Annotated in this window: 24 protein-coding genes and 1 pseudogene; 18 read left to right on the top strand and 7 right to left on the bottom strand. The window is 60.6% G+C overall.

Annotation, left to right across the window (positions count from 1 at the left end; all coding sequences use genetic code 11):
- Positions 1-128: 128 nt before the first annotated feature.
- Together NKI61_RS32895 and NKI61_RS10810 are read right to left on the bottom strand one after the other, a co-directional pair.
- Positions 129-284 (bottom strand): annotated as a pseudogene (locus tag NKI61_RS32895) (HU family DNA-binding protein); the annotation flags it as partial.
- Between the two features lie 418 nt (positions 285-702).
- Entirely contained in the window at positions 703-1,137 is a 435-nt protein-coding gene (locus NKI61_RS10810) for a hypothetical protein (protein ID WP_155927339.1), read from the bottom strand.
- Positions 1,138-1,265: 128 nt separating this feature from the next.
- On the opposite strand from NKI61_RS10810, the gene NKI61_RS10815 reads away from it, so the two are divergent.
- On the top strand, positions 1,266-1,577 hold the full coding sequence (locus tag NKI61_RS10815) for a DUF736 domain-containing protein (RefSeq protein WP_352839435.1): 312 nt from the start codon (positions 1,266-1,268) through the stop codon (positions 1,575-1,577).
- Between the two features lie 88 nt (positions 1,578-1,665).
- Here the strand turns inward: NKI61_RS10815 and NKI61_RS10820 are convergent, their stop codons facing one another.
- Positions 1,666-2,199, bottom strand: coding sequence for a Ros/MucR family transcriptional regulator (locus NKI61_RS10820; RefSeq protein WP_023807813.1), 534 nt, complete (start codon positions 2,197-2,199; stop codon positions 1,666-1,668).
- A 418-nt stretch (positions 2,200-2,617) separates the two neighbouring features.
- On the opposite strand from NKI61_RS10820, the gene NKI61_RS10825 reads away from it, so the two are divergent.
- Entirely contained in the window at positions 2,618-3,823 is a 1,206-nt protein-coding gene (locus NKI61_RS10825; RefSeq protein ID WP_023807812.1) for a hypothetical protein, read from the top strand.
- 245 nt (positions 3,824-4,068) lie between these two features.
- Here NKI61_RS10825 and NKI61_RS10830 read toward each other — a convergent pair whose 3' ends face one another.
- Positions 4,069-4,329: a helix-turn-helix transcriptional regulator gene (locus NKI61_RS10830; RefSeq protein ID WP_023707927.1), complete on the bottom strand. Its 261-nt coding sequence runs from the start codon at positions 4,327-4,329 to the stop codon at positions 4,069-4,071.
- Positions 4,330-4,444: 115 nt separating this feature from the next.
- Here NKI61_RS10830 and NKI61_RS10835 point away from each other — a divergent pair, with 115 nt between their 5' ends.
- The 10 genes from NKI61_RS10835 to NKI61_RS10875 all read left to right on the top strand — a co-directional run bounded on the left by NKI61_RS10835 (position 4,445) and on the right by NKI61_RS10875 (position 11,770).
- Positions 4,445-4,723, top strand: coding sequence for a DNA -binding domain-containing protein (locus NKI61_RS10835; RefSeq protein WP_023807811.1), 279 nt, complete (start codon positions 4,445-4,447; stop codon positions 4,721-4,723).
- 191 nt (positions 4,724-4,914) lie between these two features.
- Positions 4,915-5,070 carry a transcriptional regulator domain-containing protein gene (locus NKI61_RS32900; protein WP_502899893.1) on the top strand — a complete coding sequence of 52 codons (156 nt, stop codon included), beginning with the start codon at positions 4,915-4,917 and terminating at the stop codon, positions 5,068-5,070.
- Positions 5,006-5,656, top strand: coding sequence for a DUF2285 domain-containing protein (locus NKI61_RS10840; RefSeq protein WP_155927335.1), 651 nt, complete (start codon positions 5,006-5,008; stop codon positions 5,654-5,656). The genes NKI61_RS32900 and NKI61_RS10840 overlap by 65 nt, the downstream gene beginning before the upstream one ends.
- Positions 5,657-5,790: 134 nt before the next feature.
- Positions 5,791-6,081 carry a helix-turn-helix transcriptional regulator gene (locus NKI61_RS10845; RefSeq protein WP_023807809.1) on the top strand — a complete coding sequence of 97 codons (291 nt, stop codon included), beginning with the start codon at positions 5,791-5,793 and terminating at the stop codon, positions 6,079-6,081.
- An 18-nt stretch (positions 6,082-6,099) separates the two neighbouring features.
- Entirely contained in the window at positions 6,100-6,984 is an 885-nt protein-coding gene (locus tag NKI61_RS10850; protein ID WP_023807808.1) for a replication initiator protein A, read from the top strand.
- A gap of 316 nt (positions 6,985-7,300) precedes the next feature.
- A complete protein-coding gene (locus tag NKI61_RS10855) occupies positions 7,301-7,765 on the top strand; it encodes a DUF2840 domain-containing protein (protein ID WP_023807807.1) in 465 nt (154 codons plus the stop codon).
- 26 nt (positions 7,766-7,791) lie between these two features.
- Positions 7,792-8,427: a S26 family signal peptidase gene (locus NKI61_RS10860; protein ID WP_348626594.1), complete on the top strand. Its 636-nt coding sequence runs from the start codon at positions 7,792-7,794 to the stop codon at positions 8,425-8,427.
- Positions 8,364-8,690, top strand: coding sequence for a DUF736 domain-containing protein (locus NKI61_RS10865; RefSeq protein WP_023807805.1), 327 nt, complete (start codon positions 8,364-8,366; stop codon positions 8,688-8,690). Before NKI61_RS10860 ends, NKI61_RS10865 begins: the two co-directional genes overlap by 64 nt.
- 13 nt (positions 8,691-8,703) lie before the next feature.
- A complete protein-coding gene (locus tag NKI61_RS10870) occupies positions 8,704-9,855 on the top strand; it encodes a lytic transglycosylase domain-containing protein (RefSeq protein WP_245276587.1) in 1,152 nt (383 codons plus the stop codon).
- 175 nt (positions 9,856-10,030) lie between these two features.
- Positions 10,031-11,770, top strand: a complete 1,740-nt coding sequence (locus tag NKI61_RS10875) for a relaxase/mobilization nuclease domain-containing protein (protein WP_352839441.1) — start codon at positions 10,031-10,033, stop codon at positions 11,768-11,770.
- A 129-nt stretch (positions 11,771-11,899) separates the two neighbouring features.
- On the opposite strand, the gene NKI61_RS10880 is transcribed toward NKI61_RS10875, so the two are convergent.
- The 3 genes from NKI61_RS10880 to NKI61_RS10890 are packed head-to-tail and all read right to left on the bottom strand — an operon-like array spanning position 11,900 to position 15,107.
- Positions 11,900-13,216, bottom strand: coding sequence for a four-carbon acid sugar kinase family protein (locus NKI61_RS10880; RefSeq protein WP_352839443.1), 1,317 nt, complete (start codon positions 13,214-13,216; stop codon positions 11,900-11,902).
- Complete coding sequence (locus tag NKI61_RS10885; protein ID WP_352839446.1) at positions 13,209-14,492, bottom strand: RuBisCO large subunit C-terminal-like domain-containing protein; 1,284 nt, start codon at positions 14,490-14,492, stop codon at positions 13,209-13,211. The genes NKI61_RS10880 and NKI61_RS10885 overlap by 8 nt, the downstream gene beginning before the upstream one ends.
- Positions 14,493-14,537: 45 nt before the next feature.
- Entirely contained in the window at positions 14,538-15,107 is a 570-nt protein-coding gene (locus tag NKI61_RS10890) for a putative glycolipid-binding domain-containing protein (protein WP_352839448.1), read from the bottom strand.
- A 136-nt stretch (positions 15,108-15,243) separates the two neighbouring features.
- Here NKI61_RS10890 and NKI61_RS10895 point away from each other — a divergent pair, with 136 nt between their 5' ends.
- The 6 genes from NKI61_RS10895 to NKI61_RS10920 all read left to right on the top strand — a co-directional run bounded on the left by NKI61_RS10895 (position 15,244) and on the right by NKI61_RS10920 (position 20,664).
- Positions 15,244-16,602, top strand: coding sequence for an aminotransferase family protein (locus NKI61_RS10895; protein ID WP_352839450.1), 1,359 nt, complete (start codon positions 15,244-15,246; stop codon positions 16,600-16,602).
- The gene (locus tag NKI61_RS10900; protein WP_352839453.1) at positions 16,602-16,997 is read left to right on the top strand and encodes a hypothetical protein; all 396 of its coding nucleotides are present in this window, start codon (positions 16,602-16,604) and stop codon (positions 16,995-16,997) included. Before NKI61_RS10895 ends, NKI61_RS10900 begins: the two co-directional genes overlap by 1 nt.
- Positions 16,998-17,070: 73 nt before the next feature.
- Positions 17,071-18,036 carry a TRAP transporter substrate-binding protein gene (locus NKI61_RS10905; RefSeq protein WP_352839456.1) on the top strand — a complete coding sequence of 322 codons (966 nt, stop codon included), beginning with the start codon at positions 17,071-17,073 and terminating at the stop codon, positions 18,034-18,036.
- A gap of 51 nt (positions 18,037-18,087) precedes the next feature.
- The gene (locus NKI61_RS10910) at positions 18,088-18,606 is read left to right on the top strand and encodes a TRAP transporter small permease (protein ID WP_352839457.1); all 519 of its coding nucleotides are present in this window, start codon (positions 18,088-18,090) and stop codon (positions 18,604-18,606) included.
- 2 nt (positions 18,607-18,608) lie between these two features.
- Complete coding sequence (locus NKI61_RS10915; RefSeq protein WP_352839460.1) at positions 18,609-19,892, top strand: TRAP transporter large permease; 1,284 nt, start codon at positions 18,609-18,611, stop codon at positions 19,890-19,892.
- Between the two features lie 73 nt (positions 19,893-19,965).
- Positions 19,966-20,664 (top strand): GntR family transcriptional regulator, encoded by a 699-nt coding sequence (locus NKI61_RS10920; protein ID WP_352839463.1) that lies wholly within the window; start codon positions 19,966-19,968, stop codon positions 20,662-20,664.
- Positions 20,665-20,920: the final 256 nt, after the last annotated feature.

The raw sequence follows: 20,920 nt of genomic DNA on the forward strand, positions 1-20,920 counted from the left end.
CCATTGGCGCGGCCGGGGACCTCGACCTAAGGACGGCAGCAATGAGAAGCTGATGATCTTGGCATGAGACACCATCGCCCAACAGGACAGCGCGTTACCATCAGACGAAACGTGTCGTCTTCAAATGATCAGCCGTTCACCGAGTCCTTGAGAGCCTTTGCCGGCTGGAAGACGATCTTCTTCGATGCGGCGATCTTGATCGTGGCGCCAGTCGACGGATTGCGGCCATCACGTGCTGGTTTGTTCTGTACCTTGAACTTGCCGAAGCCATTGAGGCTGATTTCCTCGCCCTTGGAAGCGGCTTACGCAATGCCCTTCAACACATCCTCGACCACGGATTTCGCTTGGGTTTTCGACAGGCCGTGCGCGTCTGCAAGGCGTTCGGCAATATCGATCGTGTTTACAGCCATCGTTTCCATCCCTTCTGAGTTGGTTCAACGATTGGCCTTATGGCACAGGCAATTCCACATTGTCATCGCGTCAGCGAACGGAATCCGGTACAAACCAACGCTCGAACCGGGAATTTCCACCACTCTTATCGCGAAAATCACACAGCGCATCACCTCGGCATCAGACACCCGGCGTGGAGGGGACCCATTCCCAGCAATGCCTCACCGTGCGTGAGGCGTGACCGCAGCGGGAACATTCGGCCATGCGGTGGAGGATCAGGTGTGACGCGGCTATCCCGCCTTCGATCTCAAATCAGACTTGCATCGAATCGACGTGAGACAGGAAATCGTCACGGCATTTGGCGGCTTGGAAGCCGCTGCCCTCAGCAATCAATTGGTCGCCTTCGGAGCCGCCCCGAACGCGACGACGATTCAGCCCAAAGATTAGGGAAATCGGACGTCTCTTCTTCACCGATGGAGTAGGACCAACACCGCCATGGCGCGCGAGGAAGCATCTTTGACCGAAATAGAGAAGCGCAGCGGCGCGAGCGACAATGGCCGTGACCGACCTTAGCCACTGTGGCGTTCCTTCCGCGTATTCTTTCCAAGCCACGCCCACGGCGTCCTCGAATGGATTGGGGTCTGACCGAAGACCGCCTTCGCTGCGCTCAGTCTCGATCGTCTTCCCGCAACGACGTCGCTGCGTTTTCTTCCCCTGTCCGCTGCGCTTCCATTCCTCGCGGTTCAAGAAAGCCTCGCGTCGCCGTCCTTCACTTCGTTTCAGCCCCTCGGGGTGCGGACCGATCGTCTCCGGTCTCACGACCACCATCGAGGCCGCGATGGGCGCGGCCCGAGAAAACCAGAAGGACCACCACAATGGCTACGATCGGCACATTCTCCCGCACTGCGAACGGCTTCTCCGGCTCGGTCAAGACCCTCAACCTCAACGTCAAGACGGTGACGTTCTCTCCAGCCGATGGCGAAAATGAAAAGGGTCCCGACTTCCGCATCTTCGCCGGCGCCACCGAGTTCGGGGCGGCATGGAAGAAGACCTCGCGCGAGGGACGCGACTACCACTCCGTCAAGCTCGACGATCCCAGCTTCCCGGCTCCGATCTATGCGAGCCTGGTCGAGACCGACGCCGAGGGCGACTTCGCGCTCATCTGGTCCCGCCGCACCGCAGAGTGATCCGACTTAACACGAAGCCCCGCTGCAAGGCGGAGCTTCGCCATGTTCAGGCCCAACACAGCCTGGCACGTCTGCAAGGTGCAGCGCGCTAGGCTTTGGCTGGTGCCTTGCGCGTCTTCTTCAGTGGCGACTTGACGGCTGCCGCGGTCGTCGTCGCTGCTGCCGCACGAGCAGCCCGTTTTGGTTTTTCTGCCGCGGCGGGTGGAGGTGTGGCCGCCTTGCGCCCCAGCCCTATTGATTTCGCCAGAGCCGAGCGGGTGGCCGCGTAGTTCGGCGCCACCATCGGGTAATCGGCCGGCAGGTTCCACTTCTGCCGGTATTCCTCAGGACTCAGATTGTAATGGACTCCGATATGGCGCTTCAGGGATTTGAACTTTTTTCCGTCCTCCAGGCAGATGATGAAGTCCGGCGTCACCGACTTCTTGATCGATACTGCCGGTTCCTGCTTGACCACAGGTTGCGTCGCCGGCGTGCCGATACCTTTCAAAGCGGCATGAATATCGCCGATCAATTTCGGCAACTCGCCGACCGGTAGTGGATTGTTCGACACATAGGCGGCGACGATGTCAGCCGCTACCGACACGGTATCCAGTTGGCCGTCTTGTTCGAGAGAAGTGGTCATACAGTTTTCCTCTTATTGTATCGGACGAATTGAACGTCGTTTGTTTTCCCGAGCCCGCCGATGTGGCAAATAGTGCGTTTCCTTTCTACAATCCACACTCCTCGCCAATATTGTAAAGGTAAGCTTCGCTTTCATCGTTCTGATCGCCTGCGGATAGCCTTGCCGATCCGTCGGGAAGCGAGGAACTTCCCCTCGCTTCCCCGCCAGTGCCGCCTGTGCAGAGCAGGGCCGCAGGCTCGCAAAGCGGCCGAATGCAGCAACAGTGGCAATCAATCTCCATCCGCTCCGCTCGACCGTGCAACCCGGCTCCGCTCGCCGGCATTGGCCCCCATCACTCCCGCGCGCTCACGCGCCCCCGGAAGGCATGCCGAGGACATGCCTTCGGCATTTATGGAAAAAGGGAGTGAGCACAATGAACATGACCACCATCATCGAGGGCGAGAGGAACACCCAGCAGCAGGCGATTTCCAGCGGCTTTCGCGTGGATATCTCGTGCGGTGAGAGGATCGGACGAGTTTCCTCGGAATGGTTTTCGCGTCCCGATGACGAGCGCTATTTGAGCCTCACCGAGCTTTTTGATGCCGTGAAGCAGAGAGCGGACCGCGCTACCGCCCGCACCGTCGAGAGCCGCGCTGTTCGCGTGGAAGCTACCCGCGACAATGCAGAGCGGCTTTCGCTTATCGTCCCCGGACAGGAGCAGCCAATTGCGCCCACGCATTGGAGTTTTGGCCAGCTTTGCAGCCTTGTCAGCGCACCGGCGACCTACATGCGCCAGCTTCCCGCACCGCTGGCAGGCATTAATTTGCAGCACGGCCTTCTGAGCCATCGGGCGGAATTGATGAAGACCCTCGAGACGGCAGATGGGCGCATTGAACTTCGCGCCGTAACCGGCCCGGACTATGGCCGTATCTGGGATCACGAGCTCGTCGCCTCCGTGATGAAGATCGCGGGCAATGGTACCGGTGACACCATGTGGAAGGTGCCGGGCGTTCTGGATTGGGCGACGATGACGCACAATCCATTCGTCGACATCACCAAGGACACCACCACGCTTTACGCCAGCGACCGCGACGTGTTCCTGTTTCTTGTTGACGATACGCATCCGATCGAAGCCGGACGGCTCCCTAATGGCGAACCGGATCTGTATTTCCGTGGCTTCTATTGCTGGAATTCGGAAGTCGGCAGCAAGACGCTGGGCATTGCGAGTTTCTATCTCCGCGCCGTTTGCATGAACCGGAATCTTTGGGGCGTCGAGGGCTTTGAGGAAATCACGATCCGGCATTCGAAGTTTGCGGCACTTCGTTTTGCTCATGAGGCAGAGCCCGCTTTGACGAACTTTGCGAACTCAAGCCCCGCGCCGTTCATCGCCGGCATCAAGGCCGCGCGTGAGAAGATCGTCGCCCGTAGCGACGAAGACCGCGAAAGCTTCCTGCGCAAGCGCGGTTTCTCCAAGGGCGAAACAGGCAAGATCATCGAGGCTGTGTTGCAGGAGGAAGGCCGCCCGCCGGAAAGCATCTTCGATTTTGTGCAGGGCATGACTGCACACGCCCGCAACAAGACGTATCAGGACAGCCGGCTTGAACTGGAAGGCAGGGCAAAGGCTCTGTTGGAAAAGGCGGCATGAGCATACGAAAGGGCGCGCAGCAAAAGTTTCGCCGCGCGGCCTTTCAGGTCCGACGCATCAACGAGACCGTCATAGCATAAGGATATGTGCCGACTAGTTCATCGGGGCGTGCGGCTGTTTGAAACACGGCGGCCGCTCGCCGGGCTCTGCCCGGCTCGCGATCCGACTGCAGCCAATTGAGCACAGCAACCAGAAATTCGTTTTGGATTTCAGAGGTCTGATTTCGCCCTTGAGCAGATCGACTGCTAGCGCTTTCTGGCGGGCATACTCGGAACTGTTGTCACCTCATCTAGAATATCATGGGGATCGAAGCCTATCGTTTCAGCCAGATCGAGGAACTCGATCACGTCCAGGCGCCGCCCTCCCGACTCGATGGCTGCGACTACTGATTGGTATCGATCGATTGCTTTTGCCAAGTCGGCCTGGCTCAAGCCTGCAGCTTTGCGCTTGTCCACGATCAATTGGATGAGTCGCAAATGTCTTGGCGACCGAAGTGTCTTTTGCATTCGCTGCCGGTCCTTGACGAAGCCGGCAGATCAATTAAATGGAAATCCAGATAACCAGAAAATCTGGTTATCTGGTGAATGCAGCCACTTGTGCTTCCACGACTTTTGGTGTGCCGTGCTTAAACCACTCCTCGATCCCGATGTCGCCGACGTCGCCCCGGATGCGCCAATCCTGACCGGCTATGACGAGGAGCGATTGCTCACCTATATCCGCCTGCTCGACGCCGCGGCCGAAGATGCGGATTGGCGTGAGGTCGCCAAGATCGTTCTACATATCGATCCTGAGCAAGAACCGGAACGCGCATTCAGGTCGTGGGAGACGCATCTAGCCCGCGCCCGGTGGATGACGACGAACGGCTATCGATATCTCCTGGCGGGCGGTGCCCCGCACTAAGCGGCTTCTGTAGTTCGCCGTGCTTTGCTGAATCAGCAGAGCGGTTTGCTGACTCTCCAACTACCCAATGTTCCTGTCGCCCCAGATGCTGGGTCCGAAGCCCGCCGCCGAATGCGGCCAGTGGGAGAGGACTTGGCACATTGCAAGGTGATTGGACCGATCCGGAAACCTATGCGCACATGCAAGGCTACATGCCTGCAGAGTTCGCTGCGGAGTATCTGATCCGGAACGACGACTTTGTCGCCGAGTGCGGCCAGCTGTCGTCACATCTCCCAGGTTCCGTTGAACCTGTTGGTTCGCCCGACTTCATCGCTCGTTGGGGCGCGCGATTTCATAGTCACCGGTGACGGGCTTCCGTTAGCTGGGAACATCGTCTGGACGGAACAGGCTTCACCGCGCGTGCTGCGAGCCACGCAAATGCGATCATCAGTGAGCCCTTCGCATCAGACTGTCCAACTTTCCAGGCTCAGCAGCTCGGCCGTTTGGAAAGCCGATGAGCTTCATATTCTTTGGCCGGCATCGACCGGAACAAGTAATCTCGTCACTGACATCAGCAGCCGCGCGACCGAATTCAACGCCATCGTCCTGCCACTCGATGCGGCATTCGAGACACGGCTCGACGCAGCGCGGCAGTTCTGGCGGGCGCTCGACCGCCGACTATCTAGCCCGGTCTACGGCGCGCTGCCGATGCAAACGAAGACGAGGCACTCTCTCAATCTGCGCGCTCATGACGCCCGTCGCGCAGGGGCCACCTACCGCGAGATTGCGGAGGTGCTTTTGTCACGAGAGTCGATCGCGCCTCGAGATTGGCGCGATCATCATCTCCGGCACAAGGTTCGGGCGATCCTGCGAAGGGCGGATCATCTTGTGAACGGCGGTTACCGCGACCTTCTCTTCTATCCACACAGCCGCAGCCGAAAATCCGATCGCTGAAGCCCTTTTCGCAAGGGTAGCGAAAACACATCCCCCGATGTTTGCCCTCCCTCGCCTTTCCTCAATTCGACCATCGTCCGTTTCGCGCGTCCCGGCAGGCCAGGACGACAGCAAAACCGAACGGAGATCGAGCGATGTCGAAGGGTCCCGCGGACGCGCCCCAAAAATACCTGCGAACGAAGGAGGCGGCACCAATCGTCGGCCTTTGCGCTCGCACGCTGGAAAAGCACCGGACGTACGGCACCGGACCAAAATACCGAAAGGTCGGTGGTCGCGTCCTCTATGACATCGACGATCTGCACGCCTGGATCGAACTTGGTACGCGCACGTCCACCAGCGATGCCAACGCGACCTTTGTTCCGCCTGCCAAGCCGCATGCCGCCCGCGCGCCGGCCTATGCCGGCCGGCGCCATGGCGTCTCCTGATACTGCGGGGCAAAGAAAATGCAGCTTCGCTCGACCGATCAGGGGCAGCTTGATCTGTTCCGCGCGCGCCCCAGTGTGATCACGCCACGCGATGCGCAAGACCTGATGTCGTGGCCGTTTTTCTCACTCGCCAAATCCCGCCGCGTGACACCGATCGACTTTCGCATGGGCGAGGTTTCGATCCGCGTCGAGGCGACGATCGAACATGGCATGGCGACGATCTGGGACGCCGACATCCTGATCTGGGCAGCCAGTCAGATTGTCGATGCACGTGACAAAGGCCTTCGCACGTCGCGTCTGATGGCGGCCACGCCCTACGAGATCCTTGCGTTCATCGAGCGTGGCGACTCCGCTCACTCTTACGACAGACTGAAAGCCGCGCTTGACCGCCTGCAATCGACGACCGTCGCTACATCGATCCGCCAGTCGTCCGAGCGGCGGCGGCATCGCTTCTCCTGGATCAACGAATGGAAGGAGCGGATGGACGTCAGTGGGCGCCCACTTGGCATCGAGCTCGTCCTGCCGGACTGGTTCTATGCTGGCGTCATCGACGATGCACTTATTCTCACGATCGACCGCCAATATTTCGGGCTAACGGGCGGCCTGGAGCGCTGGCTTTACCGACTCGTTCGCAAGCACGGTGGCCGCCAGACCTATGGTTGGAGCTTTGATCTCGGCCATCTCCACGTGAAGTCCGGCAGCCTGTCGCCCTTCAAGCGCTTCACCTTCGACCTGCGCGAGATCGTGCGTCGCCAGCCACTGCCGGGCTACCGGCTGGCACTCTCCGTCGATCCCGACGGTCGGTCACGCCTGAACTTCCAACTCAGCCCGGCCGATCCATTCGCGAGCGCCAGCGCAACACCGTGCCCGCCACGTGGCCGAACCAGCAGGGCTGTGAAATGACTGTGGACAGGCCCGTGCTATCAGGAACCGCAACTCCCGTGCCATCGGGAACCGGATTCCCGTGCTATCAGGAACCGGAATCGGCCTTAAGTCATTGCAGCGATTGCCGAACCCGCTCCTCTAACGTTTCTAACTGTGAATCCTTCGGATTCTTTCTAACGGAAAGCGCCGATCAGGGAGGCTGTGGACGACAGCGGAGCCATGATCTTTCGGCCATGCCGAGAACGATCGACGCCCGTTTTCCCCGAAGCACAGCTGTCTTCTTTGATCCTCGTGTCGCCATGCTGATTGCTGGCCTCCGGTCACGGGGGCCAGCATGAGCAATCTCACCCACGTCGAGTTGGTGTGGCTGAAGAAGCGGATCGAGAACTATATCCGGTTCGGCAAGATTGCTTCGAACCGAAATGTCGACCGCACTCGTCGTGTCGTCGCCTTCACGCCTGGCTGCGTCTTCGCTTTCGTTCGCTGGACCGCGAACAACTTCGGCACTGTCGCTTCCCGCATCGATATCCTACGCGCCGTCGCCATCGACGAGCGCTGCTCTACCGTCGCCTATGTGCGGCCTGGCGCCGACATCCTGCTTACAGCTATCGGATGGCCGAACGTCGAAAAGGTGCTGAAGATCATCGACGCTATCGAAGCGTTCGGCATCGATCCCATTGACGTGTCGCCGGACTACTGGCGGCATGCCCACAGCCGGCTCGCCGCGCGCGAAGCACCCAGACCCTACACTCGCCAGCGGCATGAGGCATGGCTCCTCCGCCGCCGAGTTGAGCCATGAGCATGCGCGCAACGATCATCATCGCCATGTTCGGCGGCGCGGTCCTCGTCGCCGCGCCGGCATGGATCGACCATCGACCGAAGTTGATCTGGAACGCTTCAGCGAGCGTCCCGGTCGGGCTCTACCGCGTCGAGCCGGTCGACCGGATCGGCGTTTCCGAAATCGCCGTCGTCATGCCGCCCAAGCCCCTGGCGGATTTGCTTGCCCAACGCGGATACCTGCCGCACGGCGTGCCGCTACTGAAGCATGTGTTGGCACTCGGAGGCACAATGGTGTGCCGGCGAGGTAGCTCCATCATCGTCGACGGCGTGGCCTTTGGACGTGCGCTCGATCGTGACAGTCGTGGCCGGCCGCTGCCCGGCTGGCAGGGCTGCCGCATCGTTGCCGATCGTGAAGTCTTCCTCATGAACTGGGACTCGGCTGACAGTTTCGACGGCAGGTATTTCGGCCCACTCCCGCTCAATTCGATCATCGGCCGCGCAGTCCCGATCTGGACCAACGACCGCACTTCTCCCGCGCCGGATGCCAACAAACCGGTCCCTGGTGACCTTGATACCTCGCACCAAACCTCATCAACGCTCATGAAAGGAGCACCGCAATGGCTCAGATCGGCACCTTCACCCGCAACGATGACGGCTTCTTCGGCAACATCTCGACGCTGACGCTCGACGCGAAACTCACCATCCTGCCTGTAGAGAAATCGGACGCGGAGAATGCTCCCGACCATCGCGTCTTCTGCGAAGGCATGGAGATCGGCGCGGCGTGGGATCGGACCGGCGAGAAGGCCGGCAACTATCTCTGGGTCTCCGTCGATGATCCGTCGCTCACTCAGGCGATCCGCGCCAATTTGTTTCAGTCCGATGCCGAGAAAAGTGTCTGGACGTTACACTGGAGCCGGCAGTCGAAGCGCGACGAGCGAGGCTGACCGGATGCTCCGATTGCGCTCCAGCGGCCTTTCTATGTCAAACCCTTTGATCGATCGGGCGTCGGTCAAACCCTTCGACCCGATCGCCTGTCAGGCGGCCGGCGCGCGCAGCGAAGGTCAAGGGTGGCCGAACGCTTGCCCGTCGTGCAAGACGTTCATGGCGCCGCACGTTGCGGCAACAAAGTCCGGCCGGCGAAGCCTTACCCTTGACGGAAGCGAGCACGGTGGCAGGCTGCAGGCGCGTCGGGATCGTGGTGCAGGTACTTTTATCTGCCGAGGCATTGCAGCGCTGTCTGCAAGCGTCATGCTCGCCCTTACGGCGTCTATTGTCTGTGCTGAGCCTTCCGCGCATCGTGAACGGCCGGCGCACTCCAGCAGTACCATCTCGTCCGCTGATCCCTGGTCGGCGCATATCCGGGAGGCGGCCAAACGCTTTGCCATTCCCGAGCGACTACTTCGCGCCGTCATGCGCGTCGAGAGCGTTGGGGATGTTCATGCGGTGTCGAGCAAAGGCGCAATGGGTTTGATGCAGATCATGCCGGCGACATGGGAAGAACTGCGCGCCAAGTACCGCCTCGGTGACGATCCTTATCAGCCGCGCGACAACATTTTTGCAGGTGCAGCGTATCTGCGCGAGATGCTCGACCGCTTCGGCCGCAACGGCTTCCTCGCTGCTTACAATGCCGGTCCTGGCCGATACGAAGAGCATCTTGTTACCGGCCGGCCACTTCCGCGCGAGACGATCGACTACGTCAGGAAACTGGCGCCCCTGATCAATGGTTCGGTTCCCATTCCGATGCGCGCACGTCAAGGAGCGGGCAGGGCGAGCGCACTCGAAGCGGCGATTTTCGCGGACGTCGTGAACACACGGAATAGCTCGGCGCCGCAGTGTGAGCGCGAGACTAATGTTCCCGTAGAGACCGTCTTCACGGCGATCCGTTCACCCAGCGTGCGAGCACCGGTGGACAAAGCGGTCACCGATCTTACGGCGCTCGTACCGCAACCGGACACCTCGCGCAGTGAAGGCGTATCAGTTCCGAACTCCGCTATTCGCAGTCCGTTTGTGCAGACCTCCGCCGCGACTCCACAATCATCTCAGCATTCCTGGTCAATCGCATTCCGACCTGTTCCGTCGTGGAAATTGCGGCGGGAGGGTTGGCCGTGAGAGAGGACGAAGAGGGATGGCAGGATAAAGGGCTGCGATGTGCGGCTCGGTCGGTCGATTGTTTTTCTTACTGTTTTTGTCCCGATTTGCGATGTGCTCATGCAAACGGCGATGTGCGCTATCGTCATTTTCTCAATCTTTCCCTTAGGCATCGCGCCTCGCGGGCTCTGCGGCCATGACTCGTGACAATGACTTTCGCGTCCGCCCCGGCCGTATCCGCTCCCGCGCCAGCCAGCGCGCACGCCCCTTTCTCGTCCAGGCACTCGCAGCGGCACAACGGGCGGGCGGGAAAATCTCGCGCAAAGGCCGGATCATTTCGCCACGGAACTCCACCTTCGGTCGTGGCCGGTCGGCAAGCATTCGAGCCAATCGCCTCATCCCCGGCCGTTCGCGCGGTGCCATTGTCAAAGCGCGCGTCGTTCGTCAATTCAGAAGCTCGGCGCCGCTCGCCGCTCATCTCAAATACCTTCGTCGCGAAGGCGTGACGCGCGACGGCGAGAAGGCGACGATGTTTGGTCCTGACACGGACGAGGCCGATCACGACGTCTTTGCCGATCGGTGCAAGGAGGACCGGCACCATTTCCGTTTCATCGTCTCACCGGACGATGCCCACGAGCTGGGCGACCTCAAAGGCTTCGCCCGTAACCTGATGGTCGACATGGAGCGGGATCTCGGCACGAAGCTCGATTGGATCGGCGTTGACCATTGGAACACCGAACATCCGCACGTTCATATTCTTGTGCGCGGCGTGGCCGACGATGGCGAGAACCTCGTCATCTCACGCGACTACATCCGCCAGGGCATGCGCGACCGGGCGAGCGATATCCTCACCCAGACGCTGGGACTCCGGACCGACCAAGACATCCGCCGGACAATAGAACAGCAGGTCGACACCGAGCGCTGGACACAGCTCGACCGCCAGCTTGTTCGCGATGCCAGCGGCCATGGTGTCATCGCTCTGTCGCCGCATCCCGTTCGCCTGCCGGACGAGTTCCTGGCACTCAAGGTCGGCCGGCTTCGCAGGCTCGAAAAGCTCGGCCTCGCCAGCGAGGTCGGCCCGGGCCAATGGATCATGGCGGATGAAGCCGAACGCACCTTGCGCGCGCTTGGCGAGCGCGGCGACATCATCAAGCGCATGCATCGCAGCCTAACCGGCCATGGCATCGACAAAGGCGCAGCCGACTATGTCCTTGCAGCTGAGCAGATCGACAAACCTATCATCGGTCGGCTGTTGGAGCGGGGGCTAGACGAAGAACTACAGGGCTCGGCTTATGCCATCGTGGACGGCATAGACGGTCGTGCCCATCACATCCGGTTTCAAGATCTCGACGCCACCGGCGATTCCGCTCCGGGCTCGGTCGTCGAGCTTCGTCGCTACGAGGATGCGAAGGGCCGCAGCCGCGTTGCACTCGCCGTCCGCTCCGACCCCTCGATCGAAGAACAAATCCATGCCCATGGCGCGACCTGGCTCGACCGTCAGCTAGTCGCGCGTGCACCCGTCGAAGTTGGGGAGGGGGGCTTCGGCAGGGAAGTGAAGCAGGCACTAAAGGATCGCGCCGATCACCTTATTGAGCAGGGCCTCGCACGGCGCGAAAATCAACGCATCGTCTTCGGTCGCAATCTGATTGACACGCTATGCGATCGTGAGGTGAACACGTTCGGCGCTCAGCTCGCCGCCAAGATTGGACTGCCGTTCACGAAGGCTTCGGAAGGCGACCAAATAGCTGGCATCTACCGGCGGCGCTTCTCGCTCGCCTCCGGCCGCTTCGCGATGATCGACCTTGGGCTTGGTTTCAAGCTCGTGCCATGGGCGCCATCGCTCGAGAAGCATCTCGGCGATCACCTCGCCGGTGTTGTACGCGCCAGCGGTAGCGTGGCTTGGAGTTTCGAAAGGAAGCGAGGCCTCGGGTTGTAACGCCCACAACCAATCGCGTTAACGGACGCTTACTCATTGGTTCGAATGCCCCAAAGCCGACCTTGATGCTCGACGATGACCAGCGTCGTGGCTATCCGCCAAGCGAGTCTCAGATCCTGATCGCCAAACCTAGCGGTTTCTGACGCGGCAGAAAAAGTCGTCCGATCCCATTTGGCCGCCCTTCAACGCGATCTCAATCCGCCCGCCATTCCGTCGCAGACCAGAGCAAAGCGGCGCGCCTGGAGAGATAGGCGCGGCAATCTGCAGCGCGGTGACGCCGAGGGCTCGCGTCACCGTTCCTGATGTGTCGCCTCCAGCCACCGCGACCCTGTTTAGTTTGATGGAACCGAGCGTTGCGCTGAGTATGCGTCCCAGCCCGATCCCAATCCTGCGCTCTATCTCCGAGCGTTGGCGGGCGTCGCCCACGCGAGTGTCGAGGTCGGGTTCTCCATGGGCAGTGTAGACGATCGCGGATCTTCCATCGGCGAGTTCCGCGAGTGCGGCCTTCGTCGCCGCGGCACAGGCCTCGTCCATGCTATCAGGGCCAGCGAGAGCAGCCGCCGACACTGGAATCGGCCCGAATCCGGACGCAATTGCAACGTCGATCTGGCGCGCGGTGATTGGCGAGCAACTGCCGGAAACCGCCAGGATCGGCCCGCGCTCGCTCGCTCTTGCCATCCCTGCGGGCCTGACGTGGCGTGGCCGTGCCGCCATGATGAGTGAGAGCGCAGTTTCGACCGCGCTCGACCCGACACAAAAGAGCGGCTTCTCCCGGTCTTGCTCGTCAAGCCATTGCCCGATCGCGGTGAGATGGTCGGCGGAGACCGTATCGAACAGGATCGCCCGCAATTCGTCATCGATGGCCGGCCAGTTTCCAGCCTCCATGTCGGCTATGCTGACATGATCGATCGGAAGGTCAGTCTGTGCCTTGAGATGCAGACGCAGATCGGCCTCGTTCATGGGGGTTACCGGATGCCGGGCCATGACCGGATGCCGGTCGATCCGGTGAATCGCCGGCGCTGATCCGGAGCGCGCGAAGAGGTTGCCAAAGGCAACGAACCGCCCCAAACGCGGTGAGCCGACAATGATCGGCACGCGACCGCTGCCGAGCGTTTCCAGCGCGATTTCCATTGACCGACCGATGCTGCCGGTTTGCGGCGAGGAATCGAAGGTCGAGCACACCTTGTAGTGAATGATGCGGGGCTTCAGGTCGGCCATCCATCGGAAGGCGCGCGGCAATTCCTCGTCCATTTCGACAGGAGACATTGCACGGCTTGTTCCAGCCAAACCGACTGCCTGTACGCCGGGAAACTGTGACAGGACGTCCTGCGACGGATCAAGAACCAACACCGCGGCGACACCTGCGGTGTGCAACGCATCGAGTGCATCCGTGGAACCGGTGAAGTCGTCCCCGTAAAAGCAGAGATAGGGGTTATTGTCAGCCATTGCCGGTCCCTCTTTTCTGCCTGAGATTTCCGAAAAAGCCGAGCGAGCTGGCAAGCGCCTCGTGCGAACGCGCGTAGTCGACGAGCGATATGCCGAGGCTTGCCGCTTCCCAGGCCTCGCTTATGGCGCGCACCCCAGCCGGGGGACCAAGCGGGTGGCCGAGAATTCCACCGCCAGCCAGATAGACGACATCATCGCTGCCGAACCCTTTGAATGTGGCCGGTGCCTGACCGCCCCATTGGCCTGACGAAATCACCGGCATGATCGGAGCGTGGTCGCCGAATGAACCAAGACACGCCCGTGCCGATAGAATGACGGAAGCATCATCTTCGGAGAACTTGCCTTGGATGCCGCCAATATGGATCTGGTCGATGCCAGCGAGACGCCACAGCTTCTGATAGGCGGCAAAGCTCAATCCAAGGGCAGGGTGCCTGGTCAGCATCCCCCAGCCGGCGCGATGGGCATGGATCGGCAGCGAGGCGTGGCGCCGCAACTGGGCGATGGCGGCGGGGCCGCAGGCATTGAGCGAGACCATGACGCAGGTTCCGCCGCTGTTGGCAACCAAATCATGATTGCGGCACATGCGGTCGCCGTCGTCGCTGATGTTGAACGCGTACATGACCTTGCGGCCGTGCCTGTCGGCCAGGCGATCCAGGACCGGAGCGATCGCCTCCACGCGCTTCGAGAACGGCGCCGATGGAGGATCGGTCATGCATTCGTCGTCCTTGATGAAATGGATTCCGGCATCGCCGAGCATCTGCACCAGATTGGCGATGGCTGGGGGATCGAGTCCGAGTTTCGGCTTGACGATGGTGCCGATGATTGGCCCGGAGGCGACGCCACTCAATCGACGCGTTCCGGGAATGCCGAAGGCCGGCCCCGGAAACCGAGCGGCAAAACTCGCGGGGATGTCGACATCCTCAAGTCGCACGCCGGTCAGTTCCTGCAACTCGAAGAGGTTGCCGAGCAGGATGGCGAAGAGCGATGAAAGGTTCGGGCCGAAATTTTCGACGGGGAACGATATGGTGGCTACCGCCCGGCTACACCGGGAGCGTTCGTCGATGCCGGGCAGCGACGTCGTCAGGCTCGGAGGCGTGTCCTCGGCGACGACACGCAATTTGTCGACCCGGCCGCCGAAGCGCTCGATGATCTCGTCGGTTTCTCCGGCGACACGGGTGAAGGAGCCGATCGACTGTTCGCTTGCCAGCAGCTCGGCGGCCTTGCCAATGTCGATTGGCGATTCCAGCAGATAGGTGCATCGAATACGATTGGGCACAGGCTTATCTCCGCGGCAAAAGCCGCCACTCGAGTTCGTCGGCCGTTAGGCTTTTGACGAGCCGCCGCCCGGGGCGCACCGCTTGAAAAGGCTCGGATAGTCGCGGACGAGGCCGTCCTCATCGACATCGATCTCGGCTTGGAAGTTGCGGAAAATACCTTCGTAGCGGTAACGCTCACCAAGCATCAGGCAGGTATAGGCCTGGTCGGCCGCTGCCACCTCGAGGGAAGGAATGGCGATATAGGCGACCCGGATCGGCCGACGCTCGCCGACAGCGAGCCGTAGTCGCCGGATCGGCAAGGTATTGGTGAACGGTGTCGCGGAAATATCGACATCGATGCATCCGGCAAGATCGGCGCGGGTGATCCCGTCGGCGTCCCGCCACTCGCCGTGGCCATCCGCTTCGAGGCGCAGCTTGCCGCCACCGGCGACGTCGATCGCAACCTCCCTAACCGTCCAATCCGTCGCGCAGCGGACGCGATAGCGCATGCCATAGGGCTGTCCTTGCCGCTCTCCGATCACTGTGCCGTCAGCGGTCACTCCGCCTGCGCCGTGCTCGAAGACAAGGTGCTCTAACCCCAGACCATTTTCCGATTTCCAGCGAATAACGCGCACATCGATCTCCCAATTCCACAGCCATAATACATAATAATTAATTATTTTCTATTGACAAGGGCGGCCTCTCGCTTCATTTGAAGATGACTTGGGCAATCGGCCCAGATGCATCTCAAAACGCAACCAGGGAGCGGCCATGACCGTATTCTCCAGGGACTACTCGGTCGCGCCGATACGGATATCGCGCGGCGAGGGCGTGTTCCTCCATGGCGACGACGGCCGGGTTTACCTTGACGCGATGGGCAGCGCCGGGGTCGTCGGCATCGGCCATGGGCGAACCGAGATCGCTCGAGCTCTTGCCGAGGCGGGCGACAGCGTCACCTTCGTCTATACTGCGGGGTTCACGCATCCCTGGCAGGAGCAGCTCTCGGCGTCAGTGCTCTCAGTCGCGCCGAAAGGCATGGCTTCTGTGTATTTCGTCTCGGGGGGCTCGGAGGCCAACGAGACCGCGGTCAAGCTCGCCCGCCAATATCACCTGGAGCGGGGCGAACCACGACGCCACAAGATCATCACGCGGTGGCAGAGCTACCATGGCGTTACCCTCGCTACGTTGGCGATGTCAGGTCGAACCAGTTGGCGCAAGCCGTATGACCCGTACATGCTGCCGGTCGTTCATATCGCGCCGCCCTACGAATATCGTTGCGCATACTGCGCCGACAAAAGCGGGTGTTCGCTCGATTGTGCCGATGAGCTCGAGAAAACGATCAACCTCGAAGGGCCGGAAACGATCTCGGCCTTCTTCGCCGAGCCGATCATCGGAACGACGTGTTCGGGTGTGGTGCCCCGTGCTGACTACTACAGGCGCATCCGCGAAATCTGTGACCGCTATGGCGTGCTGTTCGTCGCCGACGAGGTCCTGACCGGCTACGGCAGAACCGGCACCCCTTTCGCCATCGAGCAATGGGGCGTGCTGCCGGACATGATCACCGCCGGCAAGGCAATCGCCAGCGGCTATGCGCCGCTGGGCGCAGTGATCGTCAACGACAAGATCACCGAATTCTTCCGCTCGGGAAAACGCCGCTTCGTCCACGGCTTCACCTACAGCGGACACGCCGCCTCCTGTTTCATCGGCCAGAAGGTCTTCGAGATCATGACGAACGAGCAGTTGTTCGCGCGCCCGGGGATCATCGGCCGATATCTTTTCTCGCGTCTGGACGCTCTGCAGCAGCGCCATCCCTGCATCGGCGAGGTCCGAGGTCGCGGCCTCTTTGCCGGCCTGGAGTTCGTGGCGGACCGCAGTTCGCGCGCGCCCTTCCCGGAAGATGCCGGCTTCACGGCGATGCTGGCATCGGAGATGCGCAAACGCAACGTCATCATCAACCCCGGTGTGCCGGGCGTCAATTTCGGACGTGGTGGCGATCACATCCAGATCAGCCCGCCCTTCACGATCAAGGAATCGGAAATCGATCAGATCGTCGACGCGCTGGACGACGTGCTGACCGCAATGCCTGACGCCTTTCGCGAGAAACCACCTCAACCCAAGGGAGATGTCTGATGCTGAAGAACGAGATCGGAAGCGGCGTTGGCGGTCGGGTCATCGTCATGGATTCGATCACCAAGGTGACTCCGGAAGATGAGGGCGCCATTGTCGTGTCCGCCTCCCATGGCGGGGCCAGTTCCGGAGAATTCGCCCTGGCCGTGCCGCTTGGCGGCGTGTTTTTCAACGATGCCGGCGTCGGCAAGGAAAACGCGGGCATCGTCGCGCTCGACATGCTGCAGGCCAGGGGCATTCCGGCAGGCGCCGTCGCCCATATGAGTGCGCGCATCGGCGACTCCCAGGACATGTGGGACAATGGCGTCATTTCCTATGTCAACGCGGCCGCTCGCGCGCTTGGTCTGGCGCCCGGAACAAGACTTCGTGCGGCCTTGAGTGACCTGATTTCGCATTGAGAAATGTTATGCAGTGCAGGCCGGCGCACGGATAAACCGCTTGCCGGAAACAAGAAACCAAAGGGGAACCATGATGAAAGCAATTCTCAAGACTCTCATAGCCGCCTATCTCATTTCGACGGCGGGCATCGCCTGCGCCAATGCAGAACTCCATATCCGCGTCGGCGGTACCGGAACCTCGGACTCGCCCGATACGAAAGTCATCGAGTTGTTCAAGCAGCAGGTTGAGGCGGCGCTCGGGAAAGATGTCACCGTCGAACTCTTTCCGGCATCGCAGCTCGGAACCTGGAGCGAGATGGTCGAGCAGGTGCAGGGCGGCGTGCTTGAATGTCTCTATGAAAGCGTCGGCGACCTTGGCGACTTTGCTCCGGCATCCAACATCGAAGGCGTGGCCTATCTTTACCGCGACGAGGACCATTTCTTCCGCATCTGGCGTGGTCCCGTCGGACAGGAGATCCTGGACACGATCGCGAACGAGGCCGGCTTTCGGGTGCTGGGACCAGGATTTCGCGGTTTCCGCCAGTTCCTGGTCAAGAAGCCGGTAGACAGCCTTGCCGACCTGCAAGGCATGAAAATCCGTGTGCCTGGAATCCCTGCCTATGTGACCTCCATCCAGGCGCTTGGCGTCAGCCCGACGTCCGTTGCGTTCGAGGAAGCCTATGCAGCGCTGCAACAAGGCGTCGTCGACGGGCTCGAACAGCCTCTGGTGGCGATCAAGGACCATCGTTTCTACGAAGTGGCCAAGCATCTGGTTATGACCAACCACATGGCCGAAACGATGGGCTTCATCTGCGGTGAGCCCTGGTACCAGAAATTGGATGCTCCGACCAAGGCGGCGGTCGGCAAGGCTGCTGACGCTGGTGCCGACTGGTATCGCGAATACACCAGGGAGAACACCGACAAGATCATCACTGAGTTGAAGGCTTCGGGCGTGGTCGTGCACATACCAAACCTCGATGAGTTCGCCGAACGAGCCAAAACGGCGAAGTTCGATGCGAACCTTCAGCCGATCATCGACAAGATCCGCGCTGTTCAATGAGCGATCAATGCCCGCCCTTCATCGGGCGGGCACCGTCCATCGGAGGAAATCATGTCGAACATGTTGCGCCGGCTCGGCGACGTTTTGAGATCGGTGTTGTGCCACGCGCTGGCTGCGCTTCTCGGCGTCATTATCGTACTCGTCTTTGTCCAGGTCCTCGCCCGCTACATCACCCACAGTTCGACCTTCGAGTTGGCCGAACTGTGCAGGATACTTCTCATCTGGCTGGTGTTCATCGGCGCCGCTGTCCTGGTCAGTCAGCGCAAGTTGATCGTCATTGATTTCATGCATGGCCGGCTGAGCGGGCGGCTTTCGAATAGTCTCGGCATCGGCATCGACATTCTCACCGCCATACTCCTGGTGGCGTTCGCCATCTACGCCGCGCAGCTCATCGATGTCGTGAAACTCAAGATAGCACCGGCCACCGGCCTTTCGTACCGGTGGTTCTACATGCCGCCCATCGTGTTCAGCGTTTGCGGTCTGTTCTTCATCATCGAACGCCTGGTTTGCGGCGCTGCCGCCATCGAAGAAGTCGACGATTCCGTCGCTTACGCTCACAAGGGATTGTGACAATGGTAATGCTCGCAACGCTTTCGATCGTATTTTTCGCGCTGACCATGTTCGCGGTCCCGATCGCCATTGCCATGGCGCTCGCAGCGCTCGTCGTCATCCAAATCTGGGGCATGCCCGGCTTCCTGTTCGCCCAGAAGGTGGTCAACGGCATGGATTCGTTTCCCCTGCTGGCGATCCCGTTTTTCATCCTGGCGGCGTCGGTGATGAACAGTGGCGGCGTCACCACCCGGGTCATAGACCTGTTCGCCGGTGCGCTCGGCAGGGTGCGTGGCAGTTCCGGCATCGTCAACGTCGGAACCAACGTCTTTCTCGCGGGAATATCCGGGTCGGCTGTCGCCGACGCCGCCGCGAGCGGGGCTTTGCTCATTCCGGAAATGAAGAAGGAGGGCTATTCCGGCGCCTTCGCGGCCGCGTTCACGGCAGGTGCTGCGATCATCGGTCCCATCATCCCGCCCAGCATTCCCTTGGTCATCTACGGGGTGATAGCCCAGGTCTCGATCACCCGTCTTTTCGTCGCGGCCTATATTCCCGGCCTGATCATTGCCGCGGTGCTGACGGCTTACGTTCTCTATGTGGCCCGCCGTCAGAACCTGTCGTCGCGCGGCAGCATGGCTTGGTCGGAACTGGGTTCCAAGCTTCGCGTCAGCGCCTGGGCTTTGAGCATGCCGATCTTGCTGATGGTGGGCGCCAAGGGCGGCTTGTTCACGGTCACCGAACTCGGCGCGGTTCTGGTGTTCTACGCCATCTTCGTCGGTTGGGTGATCCACCGCGAGTTCAAATGGCGGCAGCTGCCGGGGATGCTCACCGATGCTGCCCTGCAGACTGCCAACATCATGCTGGTCGTTGGCGTGAGTTCATTTGTTGCCTATCTGATCGTCATCCATGGAATTCCAAAAGACATCCAGTCGGCATTGCATGACAGCAAGCTCGGGCCGATCGAATTCTTGCTCATCGTCAACGTGGTTTTCCTGATCGCGGGTATCTTCCTGGACTCGACCCCGGCGACGATCATACTGGTGCCGATTTTCCTGCCTGCCGCTCTCAGCTTCGGCGTCGATCCCACCCATTTCGGGCTCGTCGTGGTTCTCAATCTGATGATCGGTCTCATCCATCCGCCGATCGGCCTCAACCTGCTCATCACCCAGGCCATTTCGCGGGCTCCGATGAAGGAGGTGGTCTGGGAGAGCCTGCCGATGATCGGCATCATGCTGGTGGTTCTCGGCGTCATCACCTATGTGCCGCAGACCGTTTTATGGCTGCCCGAACTGATGGGTGTGAACTGAACGATCGATCGCGGCGACGGGGCCAACCGGCCTTGCCTGTGCCCGTATCATTGATTATTCATAATCAGCAATATTGAAAAAGGGCATCATGGTTCGCACAATCGCGGCAGATCGGCCGGGGCTGGACGTTGTCGTCGCCGACGGCATTCGCGAGAAAATCCTGAGTGGCCTGCTCAGCGCGGGTGCACATCTGGTCGAAGCCGATTTCGCACGCGAGTTCGAGGTGAGCAACGGCACGATCCGATCGGCGCTAAGACATCTGCAAGGCGAAGGGCTTGTAGAGTTGAGGCCACGCAGGGGGATATTTGTCTCTGCCATGGACCCCAACGACGCGTTGGAACTGTGCACGTTGCGAGATGCTCTGGAGGCGCTGGGAGCCAGCCTGGCCGCCCACAATGCCACCAAGGCGGAAAAAGATGCGCTGCGAAAGCTCATGACGGAAATGCAGGCCGCTGTGAAAAAGCGTGACCGGGCAGCCTGCATGACGCTCGACCTGTCCTTCCACAGGCTTGTCGTAGACATGTCCAAGCACAAGCGCCTGATCCAGACGTACGGACTTCTCGAGGCGCAGATACGGCTGTTCATGGCGCTGACCGAATCCATGCATGTCGACCTTTTCGCCGACATGATCCCTATCCATCAGCCCATCGTCGAGGCAATACTGTCGGGCGATGCGGAGACCGCCGGCCGTTTGTCCGGTAAACACAACCAAGTCGACGGAGAGGCGTTGGCGCGGAGTCTCGCTCGAACCACCCAATCGAAATCGGCCTAGCTTGGGCTGATTGCGTTCAGGCCTTCTGGATAAATTCAGGAGAGCCTGCCTCCGACCCAGTGCGGATGCTCTTATGCCGCGATGCGAATGTCTATTTTCTGTCAAACTTTGAACTTGCACCTATTTCCCAACGCGGATTTGGCTCCGCAAAAACCCCAGCACCGCATCCAACAAGTCTCTCCAAGTCTGGCTACGCCGTGTTGTCCCAACCGGCCCTTAGTTCTTGCATATCCGGAAACGCGACATTCTCTATCTG

This window comes from Mesorhizobium sp. M0514 (assembly GCF_040321145.1).
Lineage (GTDB): Bacteria > Pseudomonadota > Alphaproteobacteria > Rhizobiales > Rhizobiaceae > Mesorhizobium.